This is a genomic window from Actinoplanes sp. GCM10030250, assembly GCF_042666575.1.
GTDB lineage: Bacteria > Actinomycetota > Actinomycetes > Mycobacteriales > Micromonosporaceae > Actinoplanes.
Window position 1 is genome coordinate 124,723 of the sequence record NZ_JBHTDO010000003.1, and the last position, 24,756, is coordinate 149,478.

At 70.1% G+C, this 24,756-nt stretch carries 19 protein-coding genes; 8 read left to right on the forward strand and 11 right to left on the reverse strand.

Features of this window, described 5'->3' with window-relative positions; translation table 11 throughout:
- Positions 1-7: 7 nt before the first annotated feature.
- Positions 8-1,654, reverse strand: coding sequence for an FAD-dependent oxidoreductase (locus ACFQV6_RS06285; protein WP_378026374.1), 1,647 nt, complete (start codon positions 1,652-1,654; stop codon positions 8-10).
- 142 nt (positions 1,655-1,796) lie between these two features.
- Here ACFQV6_RS06285 and ACFQV6_RS06290 point away from each other — a divergent pair, with 142 nt between their 5' ends.
- A complete protein-coding gene (locus ACFQV6_RS06290) occupies positions 1,797-2,387 on the forward strand; it encodes a helix-turn-helix domain-containing protein (protein WP_378026375.1) in 591 nt (196 codons plus the stop codon).
- 172 nt (positions 2,388-2,559) lie between these two features.
- On the opposite strand, the gene ACFQV6_RS06295 is transcribed toward ACFQV6_RS06290, so the two are convergent.
- The 3 genes from ACFQV6_RS06295 to ACFQV6_RS06305 all read right to left on the reverse strand — a co-directional run bounded on the left by ACFQV6_RS06295 (position 2,560) and on the right by ACFQV6_RS06305 (position 7,386).
- The gene (locus ACFQV6_RS06295) at positions 2,560-3,501 is read right to left on the reverse strand and encodes a phosphoglycerate dehydrogenase (protein ID WP_378026376.1); all 942 of its coding nucleotides are present in this window, start codon (positions 3,499-3,501) and stop codon (positions 2,560-2,562) included.
- Positions 3,502-3,543: 42 nt separating this feature from the next.
- The gene (locus ACFQV6_RS06300) at positions 3,544-5,145 is read right to left on the reverse strand and encodes a glycosyltransferase family 39 protein (RefSeq protein ID WP_378026377.1); all 1,602 of its coding nucleotides are present in this window, start codon (positions 5,143-5,145) and stop codon (positions 3,544-3,546) included.
- Positions 5,146-5,262: 117 nt separating this feature from the next.
- Positions 5,263-7,386: a PhoX family protein gene (locus ACFQV6_RS06305; RefSeq protein WP_378026378.1), complete on the reverse strand. Its 2,124-nt coding sequence runs from the start codon at positions 7,384-7,386 to the stop codon at positions 5,263-5,265.
- Between the two features lie 338 nt (positions 7,387-7,724).
- On the opposite strand from ACFQV6_RS06305, the gene ACFQV6_RS06310 reads away from it, so the two are divergent.
- From ACFQV6_RS06310 to ACFQV6_RS06325, 4 genes are all read left to right on the forward strand, one after another.
- Complete coding sequence (locus ACFQV6_RS06310) at positions 7,725-10,223, forward strand: alpha-L-arabinofuranosidase C-terminal domain-containing protein (protein WP_378026379.1); 2,499 nt, start codon at positions 7,725-7,727, stop codon at positions 10,221-10,223.
- A gap of 9 nt (positions 10,224-10,232) precedes the next feature.
- Positions 10,233-11,624 (forward strand): family 43 glycosylhydrolase, encoded by a 1,392-nt coding sequence (locus ACFQV6_RS06315; RefSeq protein ID WP_378026380.1) that lies wholly within the window; start codon positions 10,233-10,235, stop codon positions 11,622-11,624.
- 126 nt (positions 11,625-11,750) lie between these two features.
- A complete protein-coding gene (locus ACFQV6_RS06320) occupies positions 11,751-13,277 on the forward strand; it encodes a PAS domain S-box protein (protein WP_378026381.1) in 1,527 nt (508 codons plus the stop codon).
- A complete protein-coding gene (locus ACFQV6_RS06325; protein ID WP_378026382.1) occupies positions 13,274-14,962 on the forward strand; it encodes a putative bifunctional diguanylate cyclase/phosphodiesterase in 1,689 nt (562 codons plus the stop codon). Before ACFQV6_RS06320 ends, ACFQV6_RS06325 begins: the two co-directional genes overlap by 4 nt.
- Before the next feature lie 3 nt (positions 14,963-14,965).
- Here the strand turns inward: ACFQV6_RS06325 and ACFQV6_RS06330 are convergent, their stop codons facing one another.
- Entirely contained in the window at positions 14,966-16,393 is a 1,428-nt protein-coding gene (locus ACFQV6_RS06330; protein WP_378026383.1) for a flavin-containing monooxygenase, read from the reverse strand.
- Entirely contained in the window at positions 16,390-18,084 is a 1,695-nt protein-coding gene (locus ACFQV6_RS06335; RefSeq protein ID WP_378026384.1) for a GMC oxidoreductase, read from the reverse strand. Before ACFQV6_RS06335 ends, ACFQV6_RS06330 begins: the two co-directional genes overlap by 4 nt.
- A 189-nt stretch (positions 18,085-18,273) precedes the next feature.
- Between ACFQV6_RS06335 and ACFQV6_RS06340 the strand changes: the two genes are divergently transcribed.
- Entirely contained in the window at positions 18,274-19,110 is an 837-nt protein-coding gene (locus tag ACFQV6_RS06340; RefSeq protein ID WP_378026385.1) for an alpha/beta fold hydrolase, read from the forward strand.
- A 65-nt stretch (positions 19,111-19,175) separates the two neighbouring features.
- Here the strand turns inward: ACFQV6_RS06340 and ACFQV6_RS06345 are convergent, their stop codons facing one another.
- On the reverse strand, positions 19,176-19,367 hold the full coding sequence (locus tag ACFQV6_RS06345; RefSeq protein WP_378026386.1) for a hypothetical protein: 192 nt from the start codon (positions 19,365-19,367) through the stop codon (positions 19,176-19,178).
- A gap of 151 nt (positions 19,368-19,518) precedes the next feature.
- Here ACFQV6_RS06345 and ACFQV6_RS06350 point away from each other — a divergent pair, with 151 nt between their 5' ends.
- On the forward strand, positions 19,519-20,367 hold the full coding sequence (locus ACFQV6_RS06350) for an NAD-dependent deacetylase (protein WP_378026387.1): 849 nt from the start codon (positions 19,519-19,521) through the stop codon (positions 20,365-20,367).
- Here ACFQV6_RS06350 and ACFQV6_RS06355 read toward each other — a convergent pair.
- The 4 genes from ACFQV6_RS06355 to ACFQV6_RS06370 form a co-directional block, all read right to left on the reverse strand.
- Positions 20,364-21,800 carry a long-chain fatty acid--CoA ligase gene (locus ACFQV6_RS06355; protein WP_378026388.1) on the reverse strand — a complete coding sequence of 479 codons (1,437 nt, stop codon included), beginning with the start codon at positions 21,798-21,800 and terminating at the stop codon, positions 20,364-20,366. The genes ACFQV6_RS06350 and ACFQV6_RS06355 overlap by 4 nt on opposite strands.
- 67 nt (positions 21,801-21,867) lie before the next feature.
- Positions 21,868-22,326: a MaoC family dehydratase gene (locus tag ACFQV6_RS06360; protein ID WP_378026389.1), complete on the reverse strand. Its 459-nt coding sequence runs from the start codon at positions 22,324-22,326 to the stop codon at positions 21,868-21,870.
- The gene (locus ACFQV6_RS06365) at positions 22,323-23,201 is read right to left on the reverse strand and encodes an amidohydrolase family protein (protein ID WP_378026390.1); all 879 of its coding nucleotides are present in this window, start codon (positions 23,199-23,201) and stop codon (positions 22,323-22,325) included. Before ACFQV6_RS06365 ends, ACFQV6_RS06360 begins: the two co-directional genes overlap by 4 nt.
- Before the next feature lie 20 nt (positions 23,202-23,221).
- The gene (locus ACFQV6_RS06370; RefSeq protein ID WP_378026391.1) at positions 23,222-24,121 is read right to left on the reverse strand and encodes an SDR family oxidoreductase; all 900 of its coding nucleotides are present in this window, start codon (positions 24,119-24,121) and stop codon (positions 23,222-23,224) included.
- A 121-nt stretch (positions 24,122-24,242) separates the two neighbouring features.
- Between ACFQV6_RS06370 and ACFQV6_RS06375 the strand changes: the two genes are divergently transcribed.
- Complete coding sequence (locus tag ACFQV6_RS06375; RefSeq protein ID WP_378026392.1) at positions 24,243-24,734, forward strand: MarR family winged helix-turn-helix transcriptional regulator; 492 nt, start codon at positions 24,243-24,245, stop codon at positions 24,732-24,734.
- Positions 24,735-24,756 lie beyond the last annotated feature (22 nt).

Below are 24,756 nucleotides of genomic sequence, written 5' to 3' on the forward strand. Positions count from 1 at the left end.
CCGGCTTTCAGGCGCGGCGGCGGGCGACCAGGACCGCGTCGTGGATGGTGATCTCCCGGCCCTGCGGATCGGTGAACGGCCGGGGCCGGGCGTCGGCCGCGACCACGTCCCATTCCGCCGCGTCCCTCTCTGCCGCTTTCCCCCCTGCCGCGTCCCGCCCCGCCGCGTCCGCCTTCTGCTCCGCCGCGTTCAGCGTTGCGGCGATCTCCTCGGCGGTGAAGAGCATGTCCGGGAAGTGCATCCGCCCGACAGTCGTGGCCAGGTCCGACGGGTGGTGCCCCACGATCAGCAGGGTTCCGCCCGGTGCGACGGCGCGGGCCAGATTGGCGTACAGCTCCTGCCGCGCCACCGGCGGCAGGTGCATGAACTGCGCCGATACCAGGTCGTACGATCGGTCAGCAGGCGCTTCCGTACGCAGGTCCGCGTGCTTGAAGGCGATCTGCCCCGCCACACCCTCGTCGGCGGCGTGTCCCGCCGCCCGCTCCAGCGCGACGGTGGAGATGTCCACAGCGGTGACCTGCCACCCCCGCTTCGCCAGCCACACCGCGTCGGCGCCCTCACCACAACCCACGTCCAGGGCCCGGCCGGCATCAAGTCCTTCCGCCTCGGCGACCAGCTGCGGGTTCGGCCGGCCGCTCCACACCGCCGGCTTGCTGCGGTACCGCTCCTCCCAGGCCTCCTCCTCGAACATCGTGGTGACCCGCTCCCGATAGGCCGTCACCGCCAGCCGGGTGTCCTCGGCGATCAGGTCCAGGTTGATCGCGGCGGCCGCGGTCTGCCCGCCCGCCGCGGCCACCGACACCGTCGCCGCGAGGTTCGTGACGTTGCCCGCCACCCAGACCCCCGGCACCTCGGTGGCGCCCTGCTCGTCCGAGACGATCCGGCTGCCCATCGAGTGGCCGTGCATCTCCATCTCGACCGGCTTCAGCCCGAGCGACTCCAGCACCGCCGACCGCGCCACGAACCGCGGCCCGGTCACGACGGCGTCCACCGCCACCACCTCGCCGGTCGTGAGCCGTACCCCGGTCATCCGGTCCCCGGACACCTGCAACGACGCGATCGGCTCCTCCACCACCGGGATACCCCGCGCCGCGAGCTGTTCCGCCTGCTCCGCACCGGGCCGGGGCAGGCCGTTGAGCAGGAGCAGCACGTGCGGGCTGATCTGACGCCACATCTGCGCCTGGAGCGCGCTCAGCGGCCCGGTGGCCACCACGCCGATCCGCTGGTCCTTCAGCTCCCAGCCGTGGCAGTACGGGCAGTGCGCCACGTCCCGCCCCCACCGCTCGGCAAGCCCGTCGACCTCCGGCAGCTCGTCCTTCAGCCCCGTCGTCACCAGCAGCCGGCGCCCGCGCACCTCCCGCCCGTCATCGAGCCGGACCCGGAACCCGTCACCGTCCCGCTCCGCCGACTCGGCCCGCCCGCTGACCAGCTCGGCCCCGTACCCGCTGATCTCCGCCCGCCCCGCCGCCAGCAACTCCGCCGGCGCCTTCCCATCGTGCCCCAGCACGTTCTGCATGTGCGCGGCCGGCGCGTTACGCGGCTCCCCGCTGTCCACCACCAGCACCGACCTCCGCGACCGGCCGAGGGCCAATGCCCCACTCAGCCCGGCCGCCCCGCCACCGATGACCACCACGTCGTACGTCTGCTGCTCCACGAGTCTCCCCCTACCGTCCGCGCCCATTGCCAGCCGCCTTTTCCGGCGGCTGCCACGCTTTCTGCCGCCTGCTCTCCGGCGGCTGTCGCGTGTCCGCCCACCGTGCGCCGCTCATCGCGATTCAGCAAGTATTGTTGCCGTTATGGCAAACGACGCGGATCTCGAGACAGCCCTCAACGGCGTCGGCCCACGCCTGCGCGACCTGCGGCAACGACGAGAAATCACGCTCACCCAGCTCAGCGAAACCACCGGCATCTCGGTCAGCACCCTGTCCCGCCTGGAATCCGGCGCCCGCAAACCCACCCTCGAGCTGCTACTCCCCCTGGCCCGCGCCTACCAGGTCTCCCTCGACGAGCTGGTCGACGCCCCCGAAACCGGCGACCCCCGGGTGCGGGCCCGCCCCATCGAACGCCACGGCCGCACCTACATCCCGCTGACCCGCCGCCCGGGCGGCTTACAGGCGTTCAAACAGATCCTGCCGCCCGACGCCCCCGACTGCGACCTGGAACAGAAAACCCACGACGGGTACGAGTGGCTCTACGTCCTCTCCGGCCGCGTCCGCCTCATCCTCGGCGACCACGACCTCACCCTGACCCCCGGCGAAGCCGCCGAATTCGACACCCGGCTCCCCCACCTGATCCTCAACCCGGGCCCCGAACCCGCCGAAATCCTCAACCTCTTCGGCCCCCAGGGCGAACGCCTCCACGTCCGAGCCCGCTCCACCCCCCGCTAACCCCCTCCCCCCAATCCCAGCTGGCACTCAGAGGTGCCAAAACGCCCCCGCACCCCCGCTCACGCCCAGCCGCCCAACCCAGCTGGCACTCAGAGGTGCCAAAACGCCCCCAAACCCCCGCTCACGCCCAGCCCGCCAACCCAGCTCAACCCGGGGACGCCCCGCGCCGCCGTCAGCGGGTGATCAGGTTGCGCAGCGGCCGATCGGCCACGAAAGCGCCCAGATTCTCGCTGATCAGAGCGGCCGCCCCGACCGGCCGCCCTCCAGCAGCATGCGGCGTGATCAGAACGTTCGGCTCATCCCAGAACGGCGACGCGGGCGGCAACGGCTCGGTGTCGAAAACGTCAAGAGCAGCCCCACCGATCCGTCCTTCGCGGAGGGCGGCAAGCAGAGCCGGCTCATCCACAGTCGTCCCCCGCCCCACGTTGACAACCCACGCGTGCGCCGGCAGCTGAGCCAGCACCGCAGCGTTCAGAACGTGGGCGGTGGCGGGCGTGGCGGGAAGAATGGAGATCAACACATCGGTACGGGGCAGAAGCTCAGGAAACGCCTCCTCGGTGACCACCCGATACCCGTGGCGAACGCCGGGAGTCCGAGCCACCCCCGTGACCTGCGCACCCAGGGCGGTGAGAAGCGGAGCCAGCGTCGCAGCGATCCCCCCGAACCCCCAGATGACCACATCGGCGTCCCGCAGAGTCCGGAACGACCCGGTCTCATGAACCGGCTGCAGCCCACCCCACTCCTGAGCCCACCGGTGCCCGATCTGCGCGCGCACCAGCAGGTGCAGACGCCGGGCAACCGCAAGCACCAGCGCGAGCGTGTGCTCAGCCACGGTCTGATCGTGCAGGCCCAGCCCAGCGGTGATCACAACGTCCGGACCGAAGCCCGCCTGAAGAACCGCGTCGGGCCCGGCCGCAAGGGTCTGCACCCAGCGAAGATTCGTCAACCGGCGGGCGGCGTCAGCGAGCGTGTCCGGCGGGTTGCCCCACACGACCAGCACTTCGGCGTCGGTGTGCTCGTCGGGCAGCGGTCGACGCACGTCGTACACGAAAGCGACAGCACCATCGGGCAGTTCCGGATCAAGCTCAACCGTGTCAGGCAGCAGGACCTTCATCGCGCCAGGATGCCACCGACGACCATGAGACGCAGAGCAACGTCAAGCCCGGAGAACGTAGAGCGCAACCGTCGCCCGCTTGGGATGCGACATCACCGCCAGCCGATAACGGCCGAAAAATCCGTGCAGAGCGGGCCGGAACGCCAGCGGATCCTCAACCCGGTTGCCGACCACGAACCAGATCCGGTGAGACCCCGACAGAACAGGCGCCGCCTCTTCATACTCCTCCGCGATCAACCGCCCGGTCCCCGCGGACGGCACCTCGACCAGCGGATCCGCCGGCCGGCCGGGATAGGGCGAAAGGTAGTAGTCCATCCCTGCCCGGATCGCCCGGTTCCGAGGCGGATAGATCACCACATCCCCTGGCTGATATCGCTCAGCGATGAACGCCGCAGCCGACCGATAGTCCGGCCCGATCTTGGCCGTCGGCGACCGGATCCCCTTCTGCGCGGGCACCGCCACCGCAGCCAGCAGAAGCAGCACCGCAACGATCCGCACCGCCCCGAATCGCACCGCCCCGAATCGCACCGCCCCGATCCGCACCGCCCCGAATCGCACCGCCCCGAATCGTTTCCCACCGGCCAGCGCGATCGCCGCCAGCATGGCAAGCGGCGCCAGCACGACCAGCAGATAACGAGCCACCCACATCGGCGAGAACAGGGCAGACACCACCGCCAGCACGAGCACCGGCCCCACCGCCAGCACCACGATCGGAGCCATCCGGCGCATCGGCCGCCAGGAGGCGAGCACGGCCAGCCCGATCAGCATCCAGGCCACCGGGCTCGAGCCGACGACCTCGCCGGGCATGGCGTGGACGCGGCTCAGCGAGATCGGCTCCACCCAGTGCAGCTGCGTGTCCTCCTGGTGTGTGCCGAGCCAGGCCAGGGGCAGCAGCGGGACAACAGCAGCGATGACCGATCCGGCCCAGATCATGGCGATCCGGCGGCGCCGGGTGCGCCAGGCGTACAGCCCGACGAGCGTGGCGTGCGCGGCCAGGGTGGTCAGGGCAACCAGGTGGAAAAGACCCAGGAGCAGAACACTCAGGCCATAACCCACCCATCGGTACGCGCCGCCGCGCCGCACCGCTCCGACGAGCAGGAGAAGGGCGAGGACCGAGAAGAAGCAGGCCATCGCGTACGGGCGAACCTCCGCCGCGTACCGGGACGTGTTCGGCAGAACGCACAGGATCAGGCCGGTGATCAGCCCGATCAGCGGGGTGAAGAGGCGCCGCCCGAGTTCCGCGGCGAGGGCCACCGCGCCCGCCATAGCGAGGATCGACGGGAGGCGGAGCTGCACCTCGGAGGTGCCGACCACGCCGCTCCAGTAGTGCAGGAACGCGTAGTAGAAGCCGAAGACCGCGTCGATGTTCTGGATCAGGTCCCAAATCTGCGGCAGGGACCGCTGAGCCACCTCGGCGGAGGTCACCTCGTCCCAGCTGAGCACCGGCCGCCCCGCCTGCACGAGGCCGAGGACCAGCATCAGCATCCCGGGGATCACCGCGGGCAGCAGCCGGGCGGCGGCCGCCGGTGGCCGTACGGTGACGGGTTCCGGAAGTAATCGGCGTGCCGTTCGTGCTCTGGCCGGCGTTTCGATCACGTTCAGCACCCCCGCGTGGCGTTTCTGCTCATCAACGGTGAGAAACACGCTATCCCCAGCAGCGCGGAACAGCCCGGTGACGAGTTCATCAACCCCCGGAAGAGGCACGAAAAGCCGAAGGGGACGGCCGGAGCCGCCCCCTTCACATCAGCGATCGCACATACGTCAGCTGCCGATCGGGCCGCCGTCGGTACGCCAGGTCACGATGACCGCCGGCTTGGCGTAGTCGCCGTCCGGCCAGGTCGACGCGGGCTTGTCCACCGTCGCACCGCTGATCTCGCGCGGGTGCTGCACCGCCACGAACACCGACCGGTCATCACCGGTGACGAACGGGCCGCAGGTCTCGGCGCCGCGCGGCACGGTCAGGAACTGCTTGAGGTGACCCCGCTCCCGTCCCTCGATCGGGGTGGCGAACAGGCCGTCGTTGCTGCCCAGCGCGTTGCCGTCGGTCGAGATCCAGAGATTGCCGGCGCTGTCGAACGCGACGTTGTCCGGGCAGGAGATCGGCGACACGGCGCTCTTGTCGTACCCGGCGAAGTAGGTCGACGCGTCGGCCGGGTCGCCGCAGAGGATCGGGATCGACCACCGGAACGAGGTGCCGGTGTGGTCGCCACGGTCCTCGACGAGCTCGAAGATGTGGCCGTGCTTGTTGGCGTTGCGCGGGTTCGCCTCGTCCGCCGGAGCGTTCGTTCCGACACCACGGTTGGTGTTGTTGGTCATCGCCGCGTAGATCTTGCCGGTGCGCAGGCTGGGCTGCACGTCCTCGGGCCGGTCCATCTTCGTCGCGCCGACCGCGTCACCGGCCAGCCGGGTGAAGGTCAGCACGTCGGCGGCGGTCATCCCGGGCACGTACGACCTGGTGCCGGAGACCAGTTTGATCCAGACGCCCTTGCCGTCGAACCCGCCGTCGGCGGGCAGCTTCCCGGTGCCGTCGATCTCGGCCGCCGGGCTGTCGCCGGTGACCTTGGCGACGTAGAGCGTGCCGGACTCGAGCAGCGTCAGGTTGTGCCGGCGGGCGGCGTGCGAGTTGCCCTTGAGGAACTTCTTCTCGGACACGAACTTGTACAGGTAGTCGAACCGCTCGTCGTCACCCATGTACGCGACGACCCGCCCGTCGCCGGCGACGATGACGTTCGCGCCCTCGTGCTTGAAGCGGCCCATCGCGGTGTGCTTGCGCGGCGGGGCGTCCGGCTCGAACGGGTCGACCTCGACGATCCAGCCGAAGCGGTTCGCCTCGTTGGGGTGCTTGGCCAGGTCGAAACGCTCCTGCGCCCGGTCCCACTTGCGGGAGCCGCTCGGGTAACGGGCGGTGGTGGTGATGCCGTACCGGGTGAGCTTGGGCTTGGCCTCCTCCGGCACCGCGTCGCCGCCGACGAAGTACTGGTTGAAGTTCTCCTCGCCGGAGAGCACCGTGCCCCACGGCGTGACGCCTCCGGCACAGTTGTTCACCGTACCGATGACGGTCTTGCCTTTAGGGTCCGCGGCGGTCCGCAGGTGAACCGATCCGGCGGCGGGGCCGGTCAGCCTGAACTCGGTCTCCAGCGCGGTGATCCGGCGGTTGTACGGCAGACGCCGGCTCTTCACCGGCTTCCACTGCCCGGTGCGCCTCACCCGCTCGAGCTCCACGACGGAGAGCCCGTGCGCCGCGATGGCGACCTTGAGCTGCTCGACGGTGAGCGCGTCCAGGCTGGTGAACCCGGGGAACATCAGCTCCTCGTTGGTGTACTCGTGGTTCACCACGAGCAGCGCCCGGTCGTCACAGCCGGGGATCGGCAGCACGCCGACGAAGTCGTTGTTGTAGCCGAACTGCTTCGACTGCGCCGCCGCGGTCTGGTTCGCCAGGTTGAACGCCGGCGCACCGGCCTCCACCGCGTCGCCCCAGCGCAGCACGACAGCGGTCTGGTAGCCGGCCGGGATGGTCACCTTGTCCAGGGTGTTCGGCGCGACCTTCTCGAAGGTCAGCTTTCCGGCCTTGACGTGGTGCCGGTCCCTGAGAGTGGCCGGCACGGCCTCGATCGGTGCTGCCTCGATCGGTGCGGCCGCGGCGGGCGCCGCCGCCGCTGCCACCGTCCCGCCGAAGCCGAGCACCATCGCGCCGACCGCACCGGCGCGCACCACACCACGCCGGCTCATCTCGGCGTTGACGACGTCACCCAGGTACGGGTTGGACGACTCGTTGGGCACTGGGTGGTCACACGCATTGCCACAGCGATAGAGACAGGTCATCGCGTCACGGCTGCCACCACTGTGTCCCAGCAGCGGAAGCAGACGGCGAATCTTGTCGGGCATCGAATCTCCTAGGTCTCACGTCACCACTCGGTGCCGCATTCGGTGACGGGCTGCCCGGACGTTAAGAAGCACAGGTGTACGGCGACCCCCGTGTACCGGCGTCGGCACGGTGAACGGGACGTGAACCTCCGGCGGGACCGATGCCCGGCGGATCAGCGATCGCATGCCTTCGAGTGAACGTTAACAACTTCCAGCCCACGCGACTGTAAAGGCACTTTTGCAGCAACGACATCGATGTGCTGCTCTTGACAGGGCCATCGATGTTTGCGTACACATTGCTGAGCTACGCCCACCGAAACATCCCCGAAACCGATGCACCCCGCACCGGAGGACCACTCATGCCCAGAAATTCGTACCGCCTAGCGGGCGCGGCCGCCGTCCTGGTCTCGCTGCCCCTCGCGGTGTCCCCGCCGGTCGCCGCCTCGGCCGTCGAGCCCGACTACACCATCACGGCGAACCCGGCCGCGACCGGCGCCGCCATCCCGAAGTCCATGTACGGCGTCTTCTTCGAGGACATCAACTACGCGGCCGACGGCGGCCTCTACGCCGAACTGGTCCGCAACCGCTCCTTCGAGTTCAACAGCACCGACGCGAGCGGCTACACCGGCCTGACCGCGTGGACAGTCGCCGGCGAGGCCACCGTCGTCAACGACGACCAGCGGCTGAACGAGCGCAACCGCAACTACCTGCGGGTGGCGCTCGCGAACGAGGCGAGCCTCACGAACGCCGGCTACAACACCGGCCTCGCCGTCGAGAAGGGCGAACGCTACGACTTCTCGGTGTGGGCCCGGGCCGACGCGGCGGTGCCGCTGAAGATCGCCCTGCAGACCACGGCCGGTACCGCGCTCGCCGCCCCGATCACGGTTGCGGTGAAGAGCGACACCTGGACCAAATACACCGGTACGCTGCGCGCGAGCGCCACCAGTGACGCCGCCCGGCTCTCCGTGCGGGCAACCGGCACCGCCACGCTGCGGCTCGACGAGGTCTCACTGTTCCCGCGCGACACCTACAAGGGCCGCAAGAACGGCCTGCGCAAGGATCTGGCGGAGAAGGTCGCCGCGCTCGACCCGGGCTTCGTGCGCTTCCCGGGCGGCTGCCTGGTCAACACCGGCAGCATGTACCCGTACGACGCCGCGAACAACTACCCGCGCGCCCGGTCCTACCAGTGGAAGGACACCGTCGGGCCGGTCGAGACGCGGGCCACGAACAAGAACTTCTGGGGCTACAACCAGAGCTACGGCCTCGGCTACCACGAGTACTTCCAGTTCTCCGAGGACATCGGTGCCATGCCGCTGCCGGTGGTGCCGGCTCTGGTGACCGGTTGTGGCCAGAACCGCGCCACTGTCGACGAGGCGCTGCTGCAGAAGCACATTCAGGACACTCTGGACCTGATCGAGTACGCCAACGGCCCGGCCACCTCGACCTGGGGCAAGGTGCGCGCCGAGGCGGGACATCCGAAGCCGTTCGGGCTGACCCACATCGCGGTCGGCAACGAGGAGAACCTGCCGAACGAGTACTTCGCCAACTTCCTGAAATTCCGGGAGGCCATCGAGGCGAGGTACCCGGGCGTCATTGTGGTCAGCAACTCCGGGCCGGACGACACGGGTGCCACGTTCGACAACCTGTGGGCCAAGAACCGGGCCGCGGGCGTGGACATGGTCGACGAGCACTACTACAACAGCCCGTCGTGGTTCCTGCAGAACAACGCGCGTTACGACGCGTACGACCGCAACGGGCCGAAGGTGTTCCTCGGCGAGTACGCCTCGCTGGACAACAAGCTGTTCAACTCGCTGGCCGAGGCCGCGTACATGACCGGCCTGGAGCGCAACGCCGACGTCGTGAAGATGGCCTCGTACGCCCCGCTGCTGGCCAACATCGACAACGTGCAGTGGCGGCCGGACATGATCTGGTTCGACAACGACGAGTCGTGGGGCTCCACCAGCTACCAGGTCCAGAAGCTGTTCATGAACAACGTCGGCGACCGGGTTGTGCCCAGCTCGGTCACCGGTGAGGTGGTGCAGCCGAAACCGATCACCGGGGCCGTCGGCCTCTCCACCTGGCGGACCGCCGCCGCCTACGACGACGTGTTGGTCACCCGCCCGGACGGCACCGTGCTGTTCAGCGACGACTTCAGCGACGGCAACGCGGACGGCTGGACCCCGGTGCAGCCCCGTGGCACGTGGACGGTCACCAACGGCGCGTACACGCAGACCGACATCGCCTCCGAGGACACCATGGTCAAGGCGGCCACGATCGGCGAGACCGATTACGACTACACGCTGAAGGCCACCAAGACCGCCGGCGCGGAGGGCTTCCTGGTGGCGTTCGGCATCCAGGAGACCGGTCAGTTCTACTGGTGGAACCTGGGCGGCTGGAACAACACCCAGGGTGCTGTCGAGAAGGGCATCACCAGCGCCAAGGAGCAGATCCTCACCAAGCCGAACACCGTCACGACCGGGCAGACCTACGACCTCAAGATTCAGGTACGGGGTACGAAGGTCACGCTGTTCCTCGACGGCGTGGAGTGGGGCGGCTTCGACGACAACAAGGTCAGCGAGCCGTTCGCACAGGTGATCACCGAGGACACCCGGGCCGGCGAGCTGATCGTCAAGGTCGTCAACGCCCAGGACACCCCGGCCGTGACCCGGATCGACCTCGGCCGCAAGGTGGCCCGCACCGCGCGGCAGACCGTGATCACCGGGGACCCGGGCGAGCAGAACACCCGTTCCGCCGAGCCGATCCTGCCGGTCACCTCGACGGTCGGCGGCATCGCCTCGTCGTTCACCCGGGAGTTCCCGGCGAACTCGGTCACCTTCCTGCGCATCAAGACCCGATAGGGGACGCACATGAATCGTCGTAACCTGCTGCGGGGCTCCCTCGGGGTGACCGCCGCCGGAGCGCTCGGCGGCCTGGTGGCCAGTGGCGCGGAAGGCGCACCCCAGCTGCCCAGCGATGCCGAGATCTACGGGGTGACCACGGTCGACCCGCTGATCAGCCAGCGTGCCGACCCCTGGATCACCAAGGTCGCCGGCACGTATTACTTCACCGGCTCGGTGCCGGAGTACGACCGCCTGGTCGTGCGCGGTTCGAGCACGATCGCCGGCCTGGCCGGCGCCGAGGAGTCGGTGATCTGGCGCCGTCCCGCCACCGGCACCATGGGCGGGCACATCTGGGCGCCGGAGCTGCACCGGATCGGCGGCAAGTGGTACCTCTACTTCGCCGCCGGTGACGCCGGCGACGTGTTCCGGATCCGCACCTACGTGATGGAGTCGGCGCTCGACGACCCGCGCGACCCGGCCGGCTGGAGCCTCAAGGGCCAGTTGATCACCGAGTGGGACGGGTTCACGCTGGACGCCACGTCGTTCCACCACCGGGGCAAGCACTACCTGGTGTGGGCGCAGAGCGAGCCGGAGATCGCGGTCAACACCAGCCTCTACATCGCCGAGATGGCGAACCCGTGGACCTTGAAGAGCAAGCCCACCCGGATCACCACGCCGACGAGGAGCTGGGAGATCCAGGGCTACAAGGTGAACGAGGGCCCGGCGGTGCTGATCCGCAACGGGAAGGTCTTCCTGACCTTCTCGGCCAGCGCCACCGACGCCCGCTACTGCATGGGCCTGCTCACCGCGGACGCCGGCGCCAACCTGCTCAAACGGGAGAGCTGGGTGAAGACCCCGGACCCGATCTTCGTCACCAGCGAGGCGACGAACCGGTGGGGTCCCGGGCACAACTCGTTCACGGTGGCCGAGGACGGGAAGACCGACGTGCTGGTCTACCACGCCCGCGACTACCGGGACATCACCGGCGACCCGCTCTACGACCCGAACCGGCACACCCGGGTGCAGAAGCTCTACTGGCACGAGGACGGCACCCCGCTCTTCGGCATACCGGTGGGCGACGGCGGCCCGATCGTCCGCCTCTCGCCCGACCGGAACCACTTCGTCCGGCACGTCGGCGACGCGTTCCACGTCGAGCGGTCGCCGCGGGCGCTGGAGCAGACGCAGTTCCGGTTCCTCAAGGCCGCGGACGGGACGGAGACGGTCCAGTCGGTCGACCAGCCGGCGAAGTTCCTCACGGTCAGCGGAACCACCGTGTCACTGAGCACGACAGGCACACCGGTGACGCGTACGGCCACCCGTGACGGGGTGACCATCCGGGTCGCTCCGGGCCGCTACCTGCGGTCCGCCGCCGGCCGGCTCACGGTCGGCGACAAGGCGACGGCGTTCAAGCTCAGCTGATCGTTTTCCGACTCCTTCCGACCGATGGGGCTTCTTCCGACCGATGGGGCGTGCCGTCCGGCGCGCCCCATCGGTCGCGCTCGCCTGACCCCGCGGGGTCCTCAAGTGGGCGCCCGGCTCGACGATATGGCGGACGTGTTCACCGCCCAAGCTCCCCTGAGCGCCCCGCCCGCGGCCCCCGTCCGGGAACGCGCCCTGGACGCCACCGCGCTGGCCTTCCTGCACGTCGACCGGGCCGGTCTGATCCAGGACTGGAATCCGGCCGCCGAGCGGCTCTTCGGCTGGAACCGTGCCGAGGTCCTCGGGCGGGCGCTCGCGGACACCATCGTGCCCGCGAGCCTGCGGTCGGCGCACAACGCCGGTTTCGCGCGCCGGCTGGTCACCGGCGAGGGTGACACGCTGGGACACCGCGTCGAGGTGCCCGCGATCCACCGCAACGGCCGTGAGCTGCGCGTGTCCATGATCATCGACGCGTGCGGCGACGACGGCTTCACGGCGTTCGTCTCCGACCAGACCCAGTGGTACGAGGCCCAGCAGGAACTGCAGCGCAGCAGCACGCTGATCAGCGCGATCCTGCAGCACACCACAGCGGTGATCTCGGCGAAGGACCTGGACGGCCGCTACCTGTTCGTCAACGGCGAGTACGAGCGCGTCTACCAGGTCACCGCCGCGGACATGGTGGGCCGCAGCGAGGCGGAGATGCTGGCCGCCTCGGTGGCAGCGGTCGGCCGCGCCCACGACGTCCAGGTCACCGCGACCGGCACGGCCAGGACCGTGCTCGAGGAGATCCCGTTCGGCGACGACATCCGCCAGTACGTGGTGACCCGGGTGCCGCTGACCGACCCGGACGGTTCCGTCTACGGCGTCTGCACCATCGCGATCGACGACACCTCCCGGCGGCGCGACGCGGACGCCCTCGCCGCCGGCGAGCAGCGCTTCTGGAACACCATCAACAACGCGCCCGGCATGCTCTACCAGTACCGCATGGAACCCGACGGTACGACGTCGTTCACCTTCGTCTCCGAGGGCTGCCGGGACATCTTCCAGCTGGAGCCGTACCAGGTGATCGAGGACGCCAACCTGGTCCTGGGCACCATCGCGCCGGAGGACCAGGAGGGTTTCGTGGCGAGCGTCATGCTCTCCCAGCAGACCCTGGAGCCGTGGGACTGGCGGGGCAGCACCATCCGCAAGGACGGCAGCCGCCGCTGGCTGTACGGCGTGTCCCGCCCGCACCGGGAGCCCGGCGGCGCCACCGTCTGGGACGGCATGCTGCTCGACCGCACCCGGGAGCGCGACACCGAGCTCGACCTCGCCGCCGTCCGCGGTGACCTGGAGAACCTGGTCGACCGGCTGGCGTCGGTCTCCTTCACCGCGCTGGCCGGCCCGGACGGTGCGGTCGCCGTGCCCGCCGCCGACGGCACCACCGGGCCCTGTCCGGTGGCCGCGCTCGAGGCGCTGATCGTGCCGGCGGAGCGGGCGAGCCTGGCCGAGCTCTGGTCCGCCGCCCTGCGCGGCGAGCGAGTCGACACCGCGCGCACCGGCCCGGACGGTCCGGTCCACATCCGAATGCGGAATCGCCAAGACGGTGCCGGGAGAACCGGTGGCCGCACGCTGATCGGGGTGGCCTGCTTCGACCTGGGACGGGCCCGGTGACCGGCTACGGCATCAGCCCCCGCCTGCCCCGCAAGCTGGGCGAGATCGGTATCCCGATGACACCGCTGCCGGCGAGCACCCCGGTCAGCGAGATCGAGGCGATGTTCGCCACGGACGACCTGACGCCGGGCGTCATCATCGAGTCCGGCCCGGGCTACCGGGTGATCAGCAGGGCCATGATCGAGCGCGTCCGGCACCAGCACCCCGGTTCCACGGCGGCTGACCTGCCGGGCACCGAGGCGATGGAGCTGCTGGCCGGCACCGAGATCGACGTCGCCGCCGAGATGGCCCTGGCCCGTCCGGGCGCCGAGCGCGAGGAGCCGGTGCTGGTGAGCTGGCCGGACGGCCGCTTCGGCATCGCGCCGATGATCGAGCTGCTGGCCGCGATGGCCGGGCGGTTCGCGCGGTTGTCGCGTACCGATCCGCTCACCGGGCTGCCGAACCGTGCCATGGTGCAGGCCGAGGGCCAGCGCCGGCTCGACTCGGGTGACCTGTTCGCGGTGATCCATCTGGGGCTGGACCGGTTCCAGGACGCCAACGACGTGCTCGGCCACCACGGCGCCGACACCCTGCTGCACCTGGTCGCCAACGCGCTGGGCGAGGCACGCGGCCACGGCAACCTGGCCGCCCGGCTCGACGGCGACCAGTTCGTGGTGCTGCTGTCGGAGCTGCCCGCCGGCCAGTCGCCGCAGACCGTCGGCCGTCGTCTCGCGGCCGGCATCCGCGGGCCGCACCCGGTGGACGGGCTGCCGATCAGCGTCGAGGCCAGCGTCGGGATCAGCCACGCCGACCACCACGACGTCACGGTGCTGATGCGCCGGGCGGCCGCCGCGATGCGCCGGGCCAAGCACGAGCGGACCGGTGTCGTGGAGTGGGCGCCGGGGCTCGACACCAACCAGCGCGTCGACCTGCGGCAGCTCACCGAGTTGCGTACCGGGCTGCGCTCCGGGCACCTGCGCCTGCACTACCAGCCGCTGTACGACGCCCGGACCCGGCGGGCGCACGGCGTGGAGGCCCTGGTGCGCTGGCAGCACCCGCAGCGCGGCCTGCTGCCGCCGGGCATCTTCCTGCCGGACGCGGAACGCTCGGACGTCATCGTCGAACTCACCGACTGGGTGCTCGCCGACGCGCTGCACCAGGCCCGGGTCTGGCACCGGGACGGGTACGACATCCCGGTCTCGGTGAACGTGCCCGCCGCCTTCCTGGCGCAGGACCGCGCGGTGCCGACCATCCTGACCCTGCTGGAGCTGGAGCGACTGCCGGGTTCCCTGCTCACCGTGGAGATCACCGAGACGGCCGTGCTGACCCGGCCGGACCAGGTCGCCGCGCAGCTCGCCGAGCTGCGCAGTGCCGGGATCCGGGTCGCCATCGACGACTTCGGCACCGGGTACACCTCGCTCGGACTGCTGCCGCGGCTGCCGATCGACGAGCTGAAGATCGACCAGTCGTTCGTGCTCCGGGTGCACGACTCACCGGTGCACGCCACGATCATCGACTCGGTGATCGCGATCGCCCGCTCGCTGGGGCTGACCGTGGTCGCCGAGGGTGTCGAGGACGAGCCCACCGCTGCCGACCTGGCGAAAGCCGGCGTCGACCTGTTGCAGGGCTTCCACCTCGGACGGCCGCAGCCGCCCGCCACCATCGCGGAGCTGTTCGAGGTCCGCGATGCCCTCTCTCCCGTATGAAACCTAGTGGAAGTCGGCCCGTCTCAGCGTGGCGGTCCGGCGGCGGTATTCGGCGGCCTTACCGGGCCAGTTGGTGACGACCCGACCGGCCGCGTTGCGGTACCAGCTCTGGCAACCGGTCCAGACGCTTCCGGCGAGCCGCTTCTGGATCTCCCGGTCGTAGACGGTCGCGGGCTCCTCCCGTACCTCAAGAGGTTGATCTTCAGCGGCGACCGACCGCACAGCCTGCGCGATGTATCGCGCCTGGGACTCGTGGAAGTAGATCACCGAGGTGTTGCCAGTGTTGGTGTTGGGGCCATATATCAGGAAAAGATTGGGGAAGCCCGGCACAGTGATGCCCAGGTACGCGTGAGCGCCCTCGCGCCACACCTCCTCCAGCAGCACGCCGTCGCGGCCGGTGACCCGGATCGGCACCAGGAACTCGGCCGCCGCGAAGCCGGTGCCGTAGACCAGCACGTCGCACGGATGCTCGATGCCGTCGGCGGTGCGGATCCCGTCCGGGGTGACCGCGACGATCTTCTCGGTGACCAGGTCGACGTCGGGCCGGGACAGGGCGGGCAGCCAGGCGTTGGTGAAGAGCACCCGCTTGCAGCCCAGCGGCTCCTCCGGGGTGACCTTGGCGAGCAGCTCCGGATCGCGGACCTGCCAGCGGCGCTGCGCCAGCGAGTACCCGCGGACGACCCGGGTGGCGACCGGGTTACCGGCCACCGCGGCGCCCTGAATCAGGGTGAGTGCCCAGGTCGCGGCCCTGGACATCCGCATCAGCGCGGGGACCCGGCGGTAGGCGGCCCGCCGGGCACGCCCGTAGCCGCGGTCGGGTTTCGGGACGGTCCAGGGTGCGGTGCGCTGGAAGACGGTGACGTGGGCGGCCTTGCCGGCGATGGCGGGCACGAGCTGGATGGCGCTGGCACCGGTACCGATCACCGCGATCCGGCGACCCTCGATCTTGACGTCGCGGTCCCAGTGGGCGGTGTGCATTTTCGGACCATGGAAGGCCTCGGCGCCGGGCAGCTCCGGGATGCTGGGCCGGGAGAGCTGACCGACCGCGGGGATCAGGACGTCGACGGTGAGCTTCTCGCCGGTCGTCGTGGTGATCTCCCAGGCGGCACCGTCCCACGCCGCGCCGGCCACCTCGGTGCGGAAGCGAATCAGGTCGGTCACGCCCAGCTCACCGGCGCACCGCTCCAGATAGGACAGGATCTCCTGGTGCGGCGGGTAGCGGCGGGACCAATCAGGGTTCAGCGCGAAGGAGTACGAGTAGAGCGGCGCCGGGACATCGCAGGCGCACCCGGGATAGGTGTTGTCCCGCCACACACCGCCGATCCGGTCCGCCTTCTCCAGCAGCACGATGTCGCGAAAGCCCTGCTTGAGCAGCTCGGCCGCGGCCGCAACCCCGCCGAACCCGGCCCCGATGATGGCGATCCTGGTCATGCTGTTCTCTCCGTGGTCGACGGCCTGCGGATCAGCCGCAACGCCGCCGGTGCGCTAGGCGGTACGACCGGGCTCCGCGGTGCCACCGGAGCCACCGCCTCGTAGGCGAGACCCGGCGCCGGCCGCGGATCCGCCTCCCCCGCGTTCGGCCACAGCGCGATCGCCCGCTCCGCCAGCGCCGTGATCGTCAGCGACGGGTTCACCCCCAGGTTCGCGGCGATCACCGACCCGTCGATCACGTGCAGCCCCGGATGACCGAACAGCCGCTGGTACGGGTCGACCACCCCGCTCCCCGGATCCGCACCGATCGCGCACCCGCCGATGAAGTGCCCGGTCACCGGACGCCCGGCCAGCTCGGTGTAGGCGCCGAGCGGCACGCCGTCGATCTTCTCCGCGGTGCGCCGGGCCACGTCGTGCGCTGCCGGGTTCCACGTGGGGTTCGGCTCGCCGATGCCCGGCCGGCTGGTCAGCCTGCCCCGCGTGCGGTAGAGCGTGATCGAGTTGTCGAGCGGCTGCATCGCCAGCAGCACCACGGTCTGCCGCGACCAGTCCCGCGGTGACAGGTACAGCCGCAGGTCCCGGCCGGCCCGCGCGAGGCCGCCGAGCGCGACCCGCCAGCGGGACCGGCCGCCGGTCTCACCCACCAGCACGGTGGCGAGCAGGCTCAGCAGGTTGCTGCCCGGCCCGTACCGCACCGGCTCGACGTGCGTCACCGGATCGGGGTAGATCGACGACGTCACCGCGACACCGTGGCTGTAGTCGATGTCCCGGCGGCGGGTGCGTGCACCCAGGATGGACTCCGAGTTGGTGCGGCTCAGCTCACCGAGCCGCGCCGAGATGCCCGGAAGCCGCCCACGATCGCGCAGCCGGTGCAGCAGCCGCTGCGTGCCGAGCGCGCCCGCCGAGAAGATCACCTGCTCGGCGGTGAACGTCCTGGTCCGCATGCCCCCCGTCCGCCGCGTCTCCACGGAGTACCCACCATCGGGCAGCGGCGTCACGGTGCGAACCGTCGTGAGTGGATGCACCACCGCCCCGGCCCGCTCGGCCAGGTAGAGGTAGTTCTTCACCGTGGTGTTCTTGGCGTTGCCCCGGCAGCCGGTCATGCACGATCCGCACAGCGTGCAGTTGCGGCGCGCGGGGCCGGCCCCGCCGAAGTAGGGGTCCGCGACCTCGGCGCCGGGTGCGTCGCCCGTTCGGGCGAAGAGCACACCCACGGGGGTACGGCGAAACGACTTCCCCACACCGAGATCGTCGGCGACCGCTTTCAGGGCCACGTCGGCGGCCGTCTCCACGGGGTTGACGGTCACGCCGAGCATCCGGTTCGCCTGGTCGTAGTAGGGCGCCAGCTCGGACTTCCAGTCGGTGATGCCCGACCACTGTGGATCGGCGAAGAACGCGTCCGGCGGCTCGTAGAGCGTGTTGGCATAACCGAGGGAACCGCCGCCGACACCCGCGCCGGAGAGCACCAGCACGTCCTTGAGCAGGGTGAGCCGCAAGATGCCGTAGCAGCCGAGGGCGGGCGCGTAGACGTAGTCACGCAGCCGCCAGGAGGTCTTGGCGAACTGGTCGTCGGCGAAGCGGCGCCCCGACTCCAGCACGCCGACCCGATAGCCCTTCTCGGTCAGGCGCAGCGCGGAGACGCTCCCGCCGAACCCGGAGCCGATGACGAGAACGTCGTAGTCGTACGCCATCGCCGTACCATCACACCGTTATTGGCAACATGTCAACAACGGGTTTCCGGTCTTGGCTCGCTGCGCGGAATCGCCCGTACGAACGGCTGCCATCGGAGCGGTTGAATGGCAGGGTGGTGCGATGACGGAGCTGGCTAATTGACGGAGCTGGCCAATTGACGGAGCTGGCTAAATGACGGAGCTGGCCATATGACGGAGCTGTCCTACGCCCGGCGCGGGTACGGTCCCCCACTTGTGCTGATCCACGGCATCGGCAGCCACTGGCGAGTGTGGTCACCGATCCTCGACGCGGTCAGCCGCCACCGCGACGTGATCGCCCTCGACCTACCCGGCTTCGGCGATTCCCCCGACTGGCCCTCAGCGACATCCCCGCCCGCCGCCTCGCTCCAGCCCGATTTCTCCCAGCCCGGTTCGGTGCCGCACCTCGCCGACCAGGTCATCACCTTCCTGGACGAACTCGGCGTGCACGAGTACGAAGTCGCCGGCAGCTCCCTCGGCGGTGGCATCGCCCTCGAACTGGGCCGGCGCGGCCTCGCCCGCCGGGTGACCGCCTTCGCCCCCGTAGGCTTCTGGCGCGGTCCCGGCCGCCGCTGGTGCCAGACCGTCGTCGGCGTCGCGCGGGCCGGCGCGGTGAGCCTGGGCCCCGCCCTCCCGCAGATCATGAACACCCGAGCCGGCCGTGCCGCCTTCTGCTCGGTCTTCTACGCCCATCCGGTCCGCCTGCCCGCCGGCGACTGCCTGGCCGCCGCCCGGGCCCTCGCGGGCGCCCGCGGCTTCACCGCCGCCAAGAGCAGCTTCGGCAGCCTCCGCCCGTGGACCTACACCGGCACCGGCGCACTCACCCGCATCCCGGTGACCATCGCCTGGGGCACCCGGGACGCCGTCCTGCCCTACCGCACCCAGGCCCGCCGCGCCCGCTCCGTACTACCGACCGCCCGCCACGTCCCCCTCCCCGGCTGCGGCCACCTCCCCTTCGCCGACGACCCGGCCCGCTGCGCCGAACTACTCCTGACACCCCACCCGTGACCGGCCCGGCCCGCACGTCTCCCGCGCCCCGCGCCGGGCCGGCACCCACCCCAGCGGCGCCGGGGTCACCTGGTCAGCCAGGTCACCAGCATGACCAGCAGGATCATCAGGCCGGCCGCGAGCGTCACCGCCGCCACCAGGGTGCTCACGCCGGACTCGGACCGCGCCGGCCGCTCGACCGGCGTGGCCAGGTTGCCGACCACGGAGATCGCCCGCGATCCCGCGGCGCGGAGCCGATCCCCCCAGGTCCGCGTCATCGGCCGTCCACTCCGGACATACAACGACTCCTCCGTGCACCGCTTCACTCGTCCGGTCAACGACCCATGGGCGCAACAGTGATGCGGCACGGGCGGGTTCGCTGCCACACTCATGCGTGCCGGGACACGGATCAACGGCGGAGGGGATCACATGGAACACCTCGCGGAGGCCGCAAAACTGCTGGCACAGGCCCAGAGGGTGGTCGTCTTCACCGGCGCCGGGATCTCGGCCGAGAGCGGCGTGCCGACGTTCCGCGACGCCCTCACCGGTTTGTGGGCACGCTTCGACGCCCAGTCGCTCGCCACACCGCAGGCGTTCCAGGACGACCCCGGCCTGGTCTGGGGCTGGTACGAGTGGCGCCGCCACCGGGTGACGAGCGTCCACCCGAACGCCGGACACGAAGCGGTCGCCGCGATCGAGGCACACTCCCCGCACCTCGACGTGATCACTCAGAACGTCGACGACCTGCACGAACGCGCCGGATCCACCCGCACCGTCCACCTGCACGGCAGCCTCTTCGCCCCACGCTGCTCCACCTGCGGCACCCCGGCGGAGCTTTCAGACCCAGCGGAAATTTCAGACCCAGCGGAGCTTCCAGACCCAGCAGAGCTTTCAGACCCGGAAAGCGCCGACCCGGACCACGGCGGCCGCCTCACCCCGCCCGCCTGCGCATCCTGCACCGGCCCGATCCGCCCCGGCGTCGTCTGGTTCGGCGAGGCCCTCCCCGAGTCAGCCCTGGAAGACGCCGTCCGCGCCGCCGCCGCCTGCGACGTACTGCTGACCGTAGGCACATCAGGCCTGGTGTACCCGGCCGCCGAGATCCCCCGCGTCGCCGAGCGCACCGGCGCCGCCGTCATCCAGGTCAACCCCCACCCGACGCCCCTGGACCCGATCGCCCGGGTGAACCTGCACGGCCCGGCCGCAACCGTCCTGCCGGCCCTGGTCGCGGCAGCCTGGCCGGAGACGAACGCCGGCGAAACACAGGCCGGCAGAGATTAGGCCCGCCCGGGAAGCGGCCGCTCCCGCAACGGCCCCTTGAGCACCTTGTTCGACCCGGTACGCGGCAACTCCTCCACCACCTCCAGGTAAACCGGGATCTTGTACGCGGCCAGCCGTCCCCGCAAACCCGCGAGCACGTCCCCCGGCTCCAGCCCCGCTCCGGGTACCGGCACGACGAACGCCCGCCCCACCTCGCCCCACTTCTCGTCCGGCACACCCACCACCGCGGCCTCCGCCACCCCCGGCTGCTCGAAGATCGCCGCCTCCACCTCGGCCGGGTACACGTTCTCCCCACCCGATATGTACATGTCCTTGGTCCGGTCGACGATCCGGAAGTGCCCGGACTCCTCCACCACGGCCACGTCCCCGGACCGCAACCACCCGCCGTCCACGAACGCCCCCGCGGTTGCCCCCGGGTCGTTCCAGTAGCCGGGCGTCACGTTCGGCCCGCGGACCAGCACCTCGCCCGGCTCACCGGGGGACGCCTCGGACAGGTCCGGCCGTACGCATCGCACATCAGTGAAGAACACCGGCAACCCCGCCGAACCGATGTGGTCGTGACTCTCCCGCGCTTCCAGGAAGGTCGCTCCGGGTGCCGTCTCCGTCATCCCGTACCCCTGACAGAACGTCAGTCCCCGCTCCTCGTAGGCGCGGATCAACGCCTCCGGCACCGGCGCCCCACCGGTCATCAAACACCGCACCGACGACAGATCCGCACCCGCCCACCGCGGCGACTGGGCCAGCCCCGCGAACATCGCCGACACCCCGAACATCCACGTGATGCGATGCGACGCGATCAGGTCGAAGCACCGGTCGACGTCCCAGCCCGGCATGATCACCGAGGTGCCGCCCTTGAGGAAGGTCGGCAGCAGGCACTGGTTGAGCGCCGCCACGTGGAACAGCGGCGCACTGACGAGCGTCACCTCGTCGGACGCGACGTCCACGCACACCAGCAGGTTGTACGCGTTCCAGATCAGGTTGCCGTGCGTGAGCATGGCGCCCTTCGGATGCCCGGTGGTCCCCGACGTGTAGAGGATGCAGGCCACGTCGTCCAGCGCCGACGGCTCACCGGTGAAGCCCGGCGAGGCGCCGCCGAGAAAGCTCTCGTAGGCGTCCAGGGAGACGGCCAGGGGCACAGATTCGGGCACCGGCCGGTCGTGGATCAGCGCCACCGCCCCACTGTGCTCCAGCTGGTACGCGATCTCCGGCCCGGTGAGCCGGAAGTTCAGCGGCACGAAGATCGCTCCGAGCGCGTACGTCGCGAACATCGTCTCGACGAACGCCGGGTGATTGGTACCCAGATAGGCGACGCGGTCGCCACGCCGGATCCCGGCACCACGCAGAGCCGCAGCCAGTCGGCAGATCCGTTCGTGCAGCTCACCGTAGGTGACCGGCTTTCCCTCAAAGATCAGGGCAGTACGCCCGGGCGACATCGCCGCCCGCCGCCCGGGCCAAGAGCCAAGTCCGGAATCACGCGGTCTTGAATTAGGCGGTCTTGAATCAGGCATAGTGCCGGTAGACCGGCCGCGCCACGCAAGCCGGCTTCGACGACCCGTCCACCTCGACCGTGAAGTCGAACGTGCTCTGCACCCCGTTGCCCGCCACGTCCTCGACGCTCACCACCTTGGCGTTCAGCCGGATCTTCGCGCCGACCCGCACCGGGCTCGGAAAACGCACCTTCTCCAGCCCGTAGTTGACGCCCAGCTTGATGCCCTCCACCGTGAGCAGGCTCGAGAAGAGCGGGATCACGAGCGACAGCGTCAGATAGCCGTGGGCGATCGGCCCGCCGAACGGCCCCGTCTTGGCCCGCTCGACGTCCACGTGGATCCACTGGTGGTCGCCGGTGGCGTCGGCGAACGTGTTCACCCGCTCCTGGGTGATCTCCAGCCACTCGGACGAGCCGAGGTCCTGCCCGGCGAGCGACTTGAGTCCTTCGAGGCCGTTCACAACGGTGGTCATTTCGTGTTCTCCCCAAAAAGTAGGCGGGCGGCGTTCTCTTTCAAGATCTTCGGGCGGACAGTGTCCTTCAGCTCCAGCCGGGCGAAGTCGGCGAGCCAGCGATCAGGGGTGATGACGGGATAATCCGAGCCGAACAGCACCTTGTCCTGGAGCAGGCTGTTGGCGTACCGGACGAGTTGCGGCGGGAAGTACTTCGGCGACCAGCCGGAGAGGTCGATGTACACGTGTTCCTTGTGCGTGGCGACGGCCAGTGCCTCGTCCTGCCACGGGAACGACGGGTGGGCCAGGATGATCCGCAGGTCCGGGAAGTCCACCGCCACGTCGTCCACGAGCATCGGGTTGGAATACTTGAGCCGGATCCCGCCGCCACCGCGGACACCGGCGCCGATGCCGGTCTGCCCGGTGTGGAACAGCGCCACCGCCCCGAGCTCCTCGATCGCCTCGTACAGCGGATAGGCGAGCCGGTCGTCCGGCGAGAACCCCTGGATGCTCGGGTGGAACTTGAACCCCCGCACCCCGTGATCGGCGACCAGTTGCCTGGCCTCCCGCACCCCGGCCAGGCCCCGGTGCGGGTCGATGCTTGCGAACGGGATCAGCGTGCCGGCATGCTCCGCACAGTTCTCGGCGATCTCGACGTTGGAGATCCGCGGATACCCGGTGGCGTGCTCGGCGTCCACCGTGAACACCACTGCCGCCATCTTCCGCGACCGGTAGTACTCAGCCATCTCGTTGATGGTGGGCTGCCGATGCCCCTCCGCCTTGAAGTATTCCGCGGACGCACCGAGCAGCGCCGGGCTCAGCGACGTGTGCCCGTCCCGGCTGACCTCGGCATGCGTGTGCACGTCGATCGCAACGAGCTCGTCAACGTTGATCATGAGATCGGCACCCCCGGAAATCATGAGCCCGGCACCCGCGGAGCGGGAATCCCGTACGTCTCGGGCGAAGCGCCGACACCCGACGCCCACTCGGCAGCGATGGCACCGGCAGTCCACCCGCCGTCGGCGAAGGCGACGGCCTTCTCCGCCGGATGCGCCCAGAGCGCCAGCCGGTCCCCGCCGATCCCGATCGCCTGCCCGGTCACGTCCTTGGACGCGTCCGACGCCAGGAACGTGATCAGCCCGGTCGCGTCCTCCACCGTCCCGAGCCCTTCGTCCCGGCGCAGCCACGCCGGATAGGGCTGCCCGGTCCGCTCCGCCTCCTCGATCACCGGGGCGAACGCCGGAATCGTCTTGGTCATCTCGGTGGCCGCGACGGGCACCACGGCGTTGACGGTGATCCCCGCACGAGCGAGTTCGAGCGCCCACGTCCGCGCCATCGCAGCGATGCCGGCCTTGGCCGCCGCGTAGTTGGTCTGACCGAAATTGCCCCGCTGCCCCGCCGGCGAGGAGATCAGGATCAGCCGCCCGCCGGTGCCCTGCTCGCGCATCCGGATCACGGCGGCCCGCGCACACGTGAAGGTCCCGCGCAGGTGCACGTCGATCACCGCGTCGAAGTCCTCGTCGGACATCTTCCAGAGCACCCGGTCGCGCAGGATCCCCGCGTTCGTCACCAGCACGTCAAGCCGTCCGAAGTTGTCCACCGCAGCCGCCACCAGCCGCTCCGCTGCAGCGGGCCCACCCACCGCCGCTGCCACTCCCACCGAGCCGGCAACCTCAGCCACCGCCGCGTCCACCACCGCCTGGTCGACGTCGTTCACCACCACCGACGCACCGGCCGCGGCAAGGGCCTTGGCATAGGCCAAACCGAGCCCGCGCCCGCTGCCCGTCACGATGGCGACCTTGCCGCTCAGATTCATGCACTTCAACCTCTCACAGATCCGGCCATCCCATCAGCAGGTTTCCTGACGATCAGGAATCCTGTCAATCCCGTAATCTGACGGCCCGCGCGAAAGTCCGCACCTCCCCAAGGAGCACCCGATGCCCTCGCTGCTGTACCTGGTCAAACAGCTCGAACTGGCGGTCCGCGCGGGCCTCGACGACCTGGTCCGTCCCGTCGGCATCACCGCGCTCCAATTCACCGCGCTGACCGTCCTCGAACGACACGACGGCCTCTCCGCGGCCCAGCTGGCCAGGGACTCCTTCGTCACCGCCCAGTCGATGGCCGACATGATCCGCACCCTGGAACACCGCGACCTCATCCGCCGCGAACGCAACCCCACCAATCGCCGCGAACTACACCTCCGCCTCACCCCCGAAGGCCGCGCACTCCTGGCCTCCGTAGCCACCCCCGTCCGCGAACTCGAGGCCCGCATGGTCGGCACACTCACCCCCCACGAGACAGCCGACTTCCGCCGAGCCCTGGTCACCGCGTGGCAGTCCCTGACACCCACCCTCACATCCGGTACCGCTCCTCAGTACCGCGCAAATCGCCAGTCCCCACGCCCGCCCGCTCACAGCGAGCCGGAGTGACGGGGCGCACATTTCGATACGA

Bases quoted from the DNA above. Each gene is read 5' to 3' on its own strand.
- ACFQV6_RS06290 (WP_378026375.1), top strand. From the start codon at position 1,797: ATGGCAAACGACGCGGATCTCGAGACAGCCCTCAACGGCGTCGGCCCA.
- ACFQV6_RS06295 (WP_378026376.1), bottom strand. From the start codon at position 3,501: ATGAAGGTCCTGCTGCCTGACACGGTTGAGCTTGATCCGGAACTGCCC.
- ACFQV6_RS06305 (WP_378026378.1), bottom strand. From the start codon at position 7,386: ATGCCCGACAAGATTCGCCGTCTGCTTCCGCTGCTGGGACACAGTGGT.
- ACFQV6_RS06310 (WP_378026379.1), top strand. From the start codon at position 7,725: ATGCCCAGAAATTCGTACCGCCTAGCGGGCGCGGCCGCCGTCCTGGTC.
- ACFQV6_RS06315 (WP_378026380.1), top strand. From the start codon at position 10,233: ATGAATCGTCGTAACCTGCTGCGGGGCTCCCTCGGGGTGACCGCCGCC.
- ACFQV6_RS06320 (WP_378026381.1), top strand. From the start codon at position 11,751: ATGGCGGACGTGTTCACCGCCCAAGCTCCCCTGAGCGCCCCGCCCGCG.
- ACFQV6_RS06330 (WP_378026383.1), bottom strand. From the start codon at position 16,393: ATGACCAGGATCGCCATCATCGGGGCCGGGTTCGGCGGGGTTGCGGCC.
- ACFQV6_RS06335 (WP_378026384.1), bottom strand. From the start codon at position 18,084: ATGGCGTACGACTACGACGTTCTCGTCATCGGCTCCGGGTTCGGCGGG.
- ACFQV6_RS06340 (WP_378026385.1), top strand. From the start codon at position 18,274: ATGACGGAGCTGTCCTACGCCCGGCGCGGGTACGGTCCCCCACTTGTG.
- ACFQV6_RS06345 (WP_378026386.1), bottom strand. From the start codon at position 19,367: ATGACGCGGACCTGGGGGGATCGGCTCCGCGCCGCGGGATCGCGGGCG.
- ACFQV6_RS06350 (WP_378026387.1), top strand. From the start codon at position 19,519: ATGGAACACCTCGCGGAGGCCGCAAAACTGCTGGCACAGGCCCAGAGG.
- ACFQV6_RS06355 (WP_378026388.1), bottom strand. From the start codon at position 21,800: ATGTCGCCCGGGCGTACTGCCCTGATCTTTGAGGGAAAGCCGGTCACC.
- ACFQV6_RS06360 (WP_378026389.1), bottom strand. From the start codon at position 22,326: ATGACCACCGTTGTGAACGGCCTCGAAGGACTCAAGTCGCTCGCCGGG.
- ACFQV6_RS06365 (WP_378026390.1), bottom strand. From the start codon at position 23,201: ATGATCAACGTTGACGAGCTCGTTGCGATCGACGTGCACACGCATGCC.
- ACFQV6_RS06370 (WP_378026391.1), bottom strand. From the start codon at position 24,121: ATGAATCTGAGCGGCAAGGTCGCCATCGTGACGGGCAGCGGGCGCGGG.
- ACFQV6_RS06375 (WP_378026392.1), top strand. From the start codon at position 24,243: ATGCCCTCGCTGCTGTACCTGGTCAAACAGCTCGAACTGGCGGTCCGC.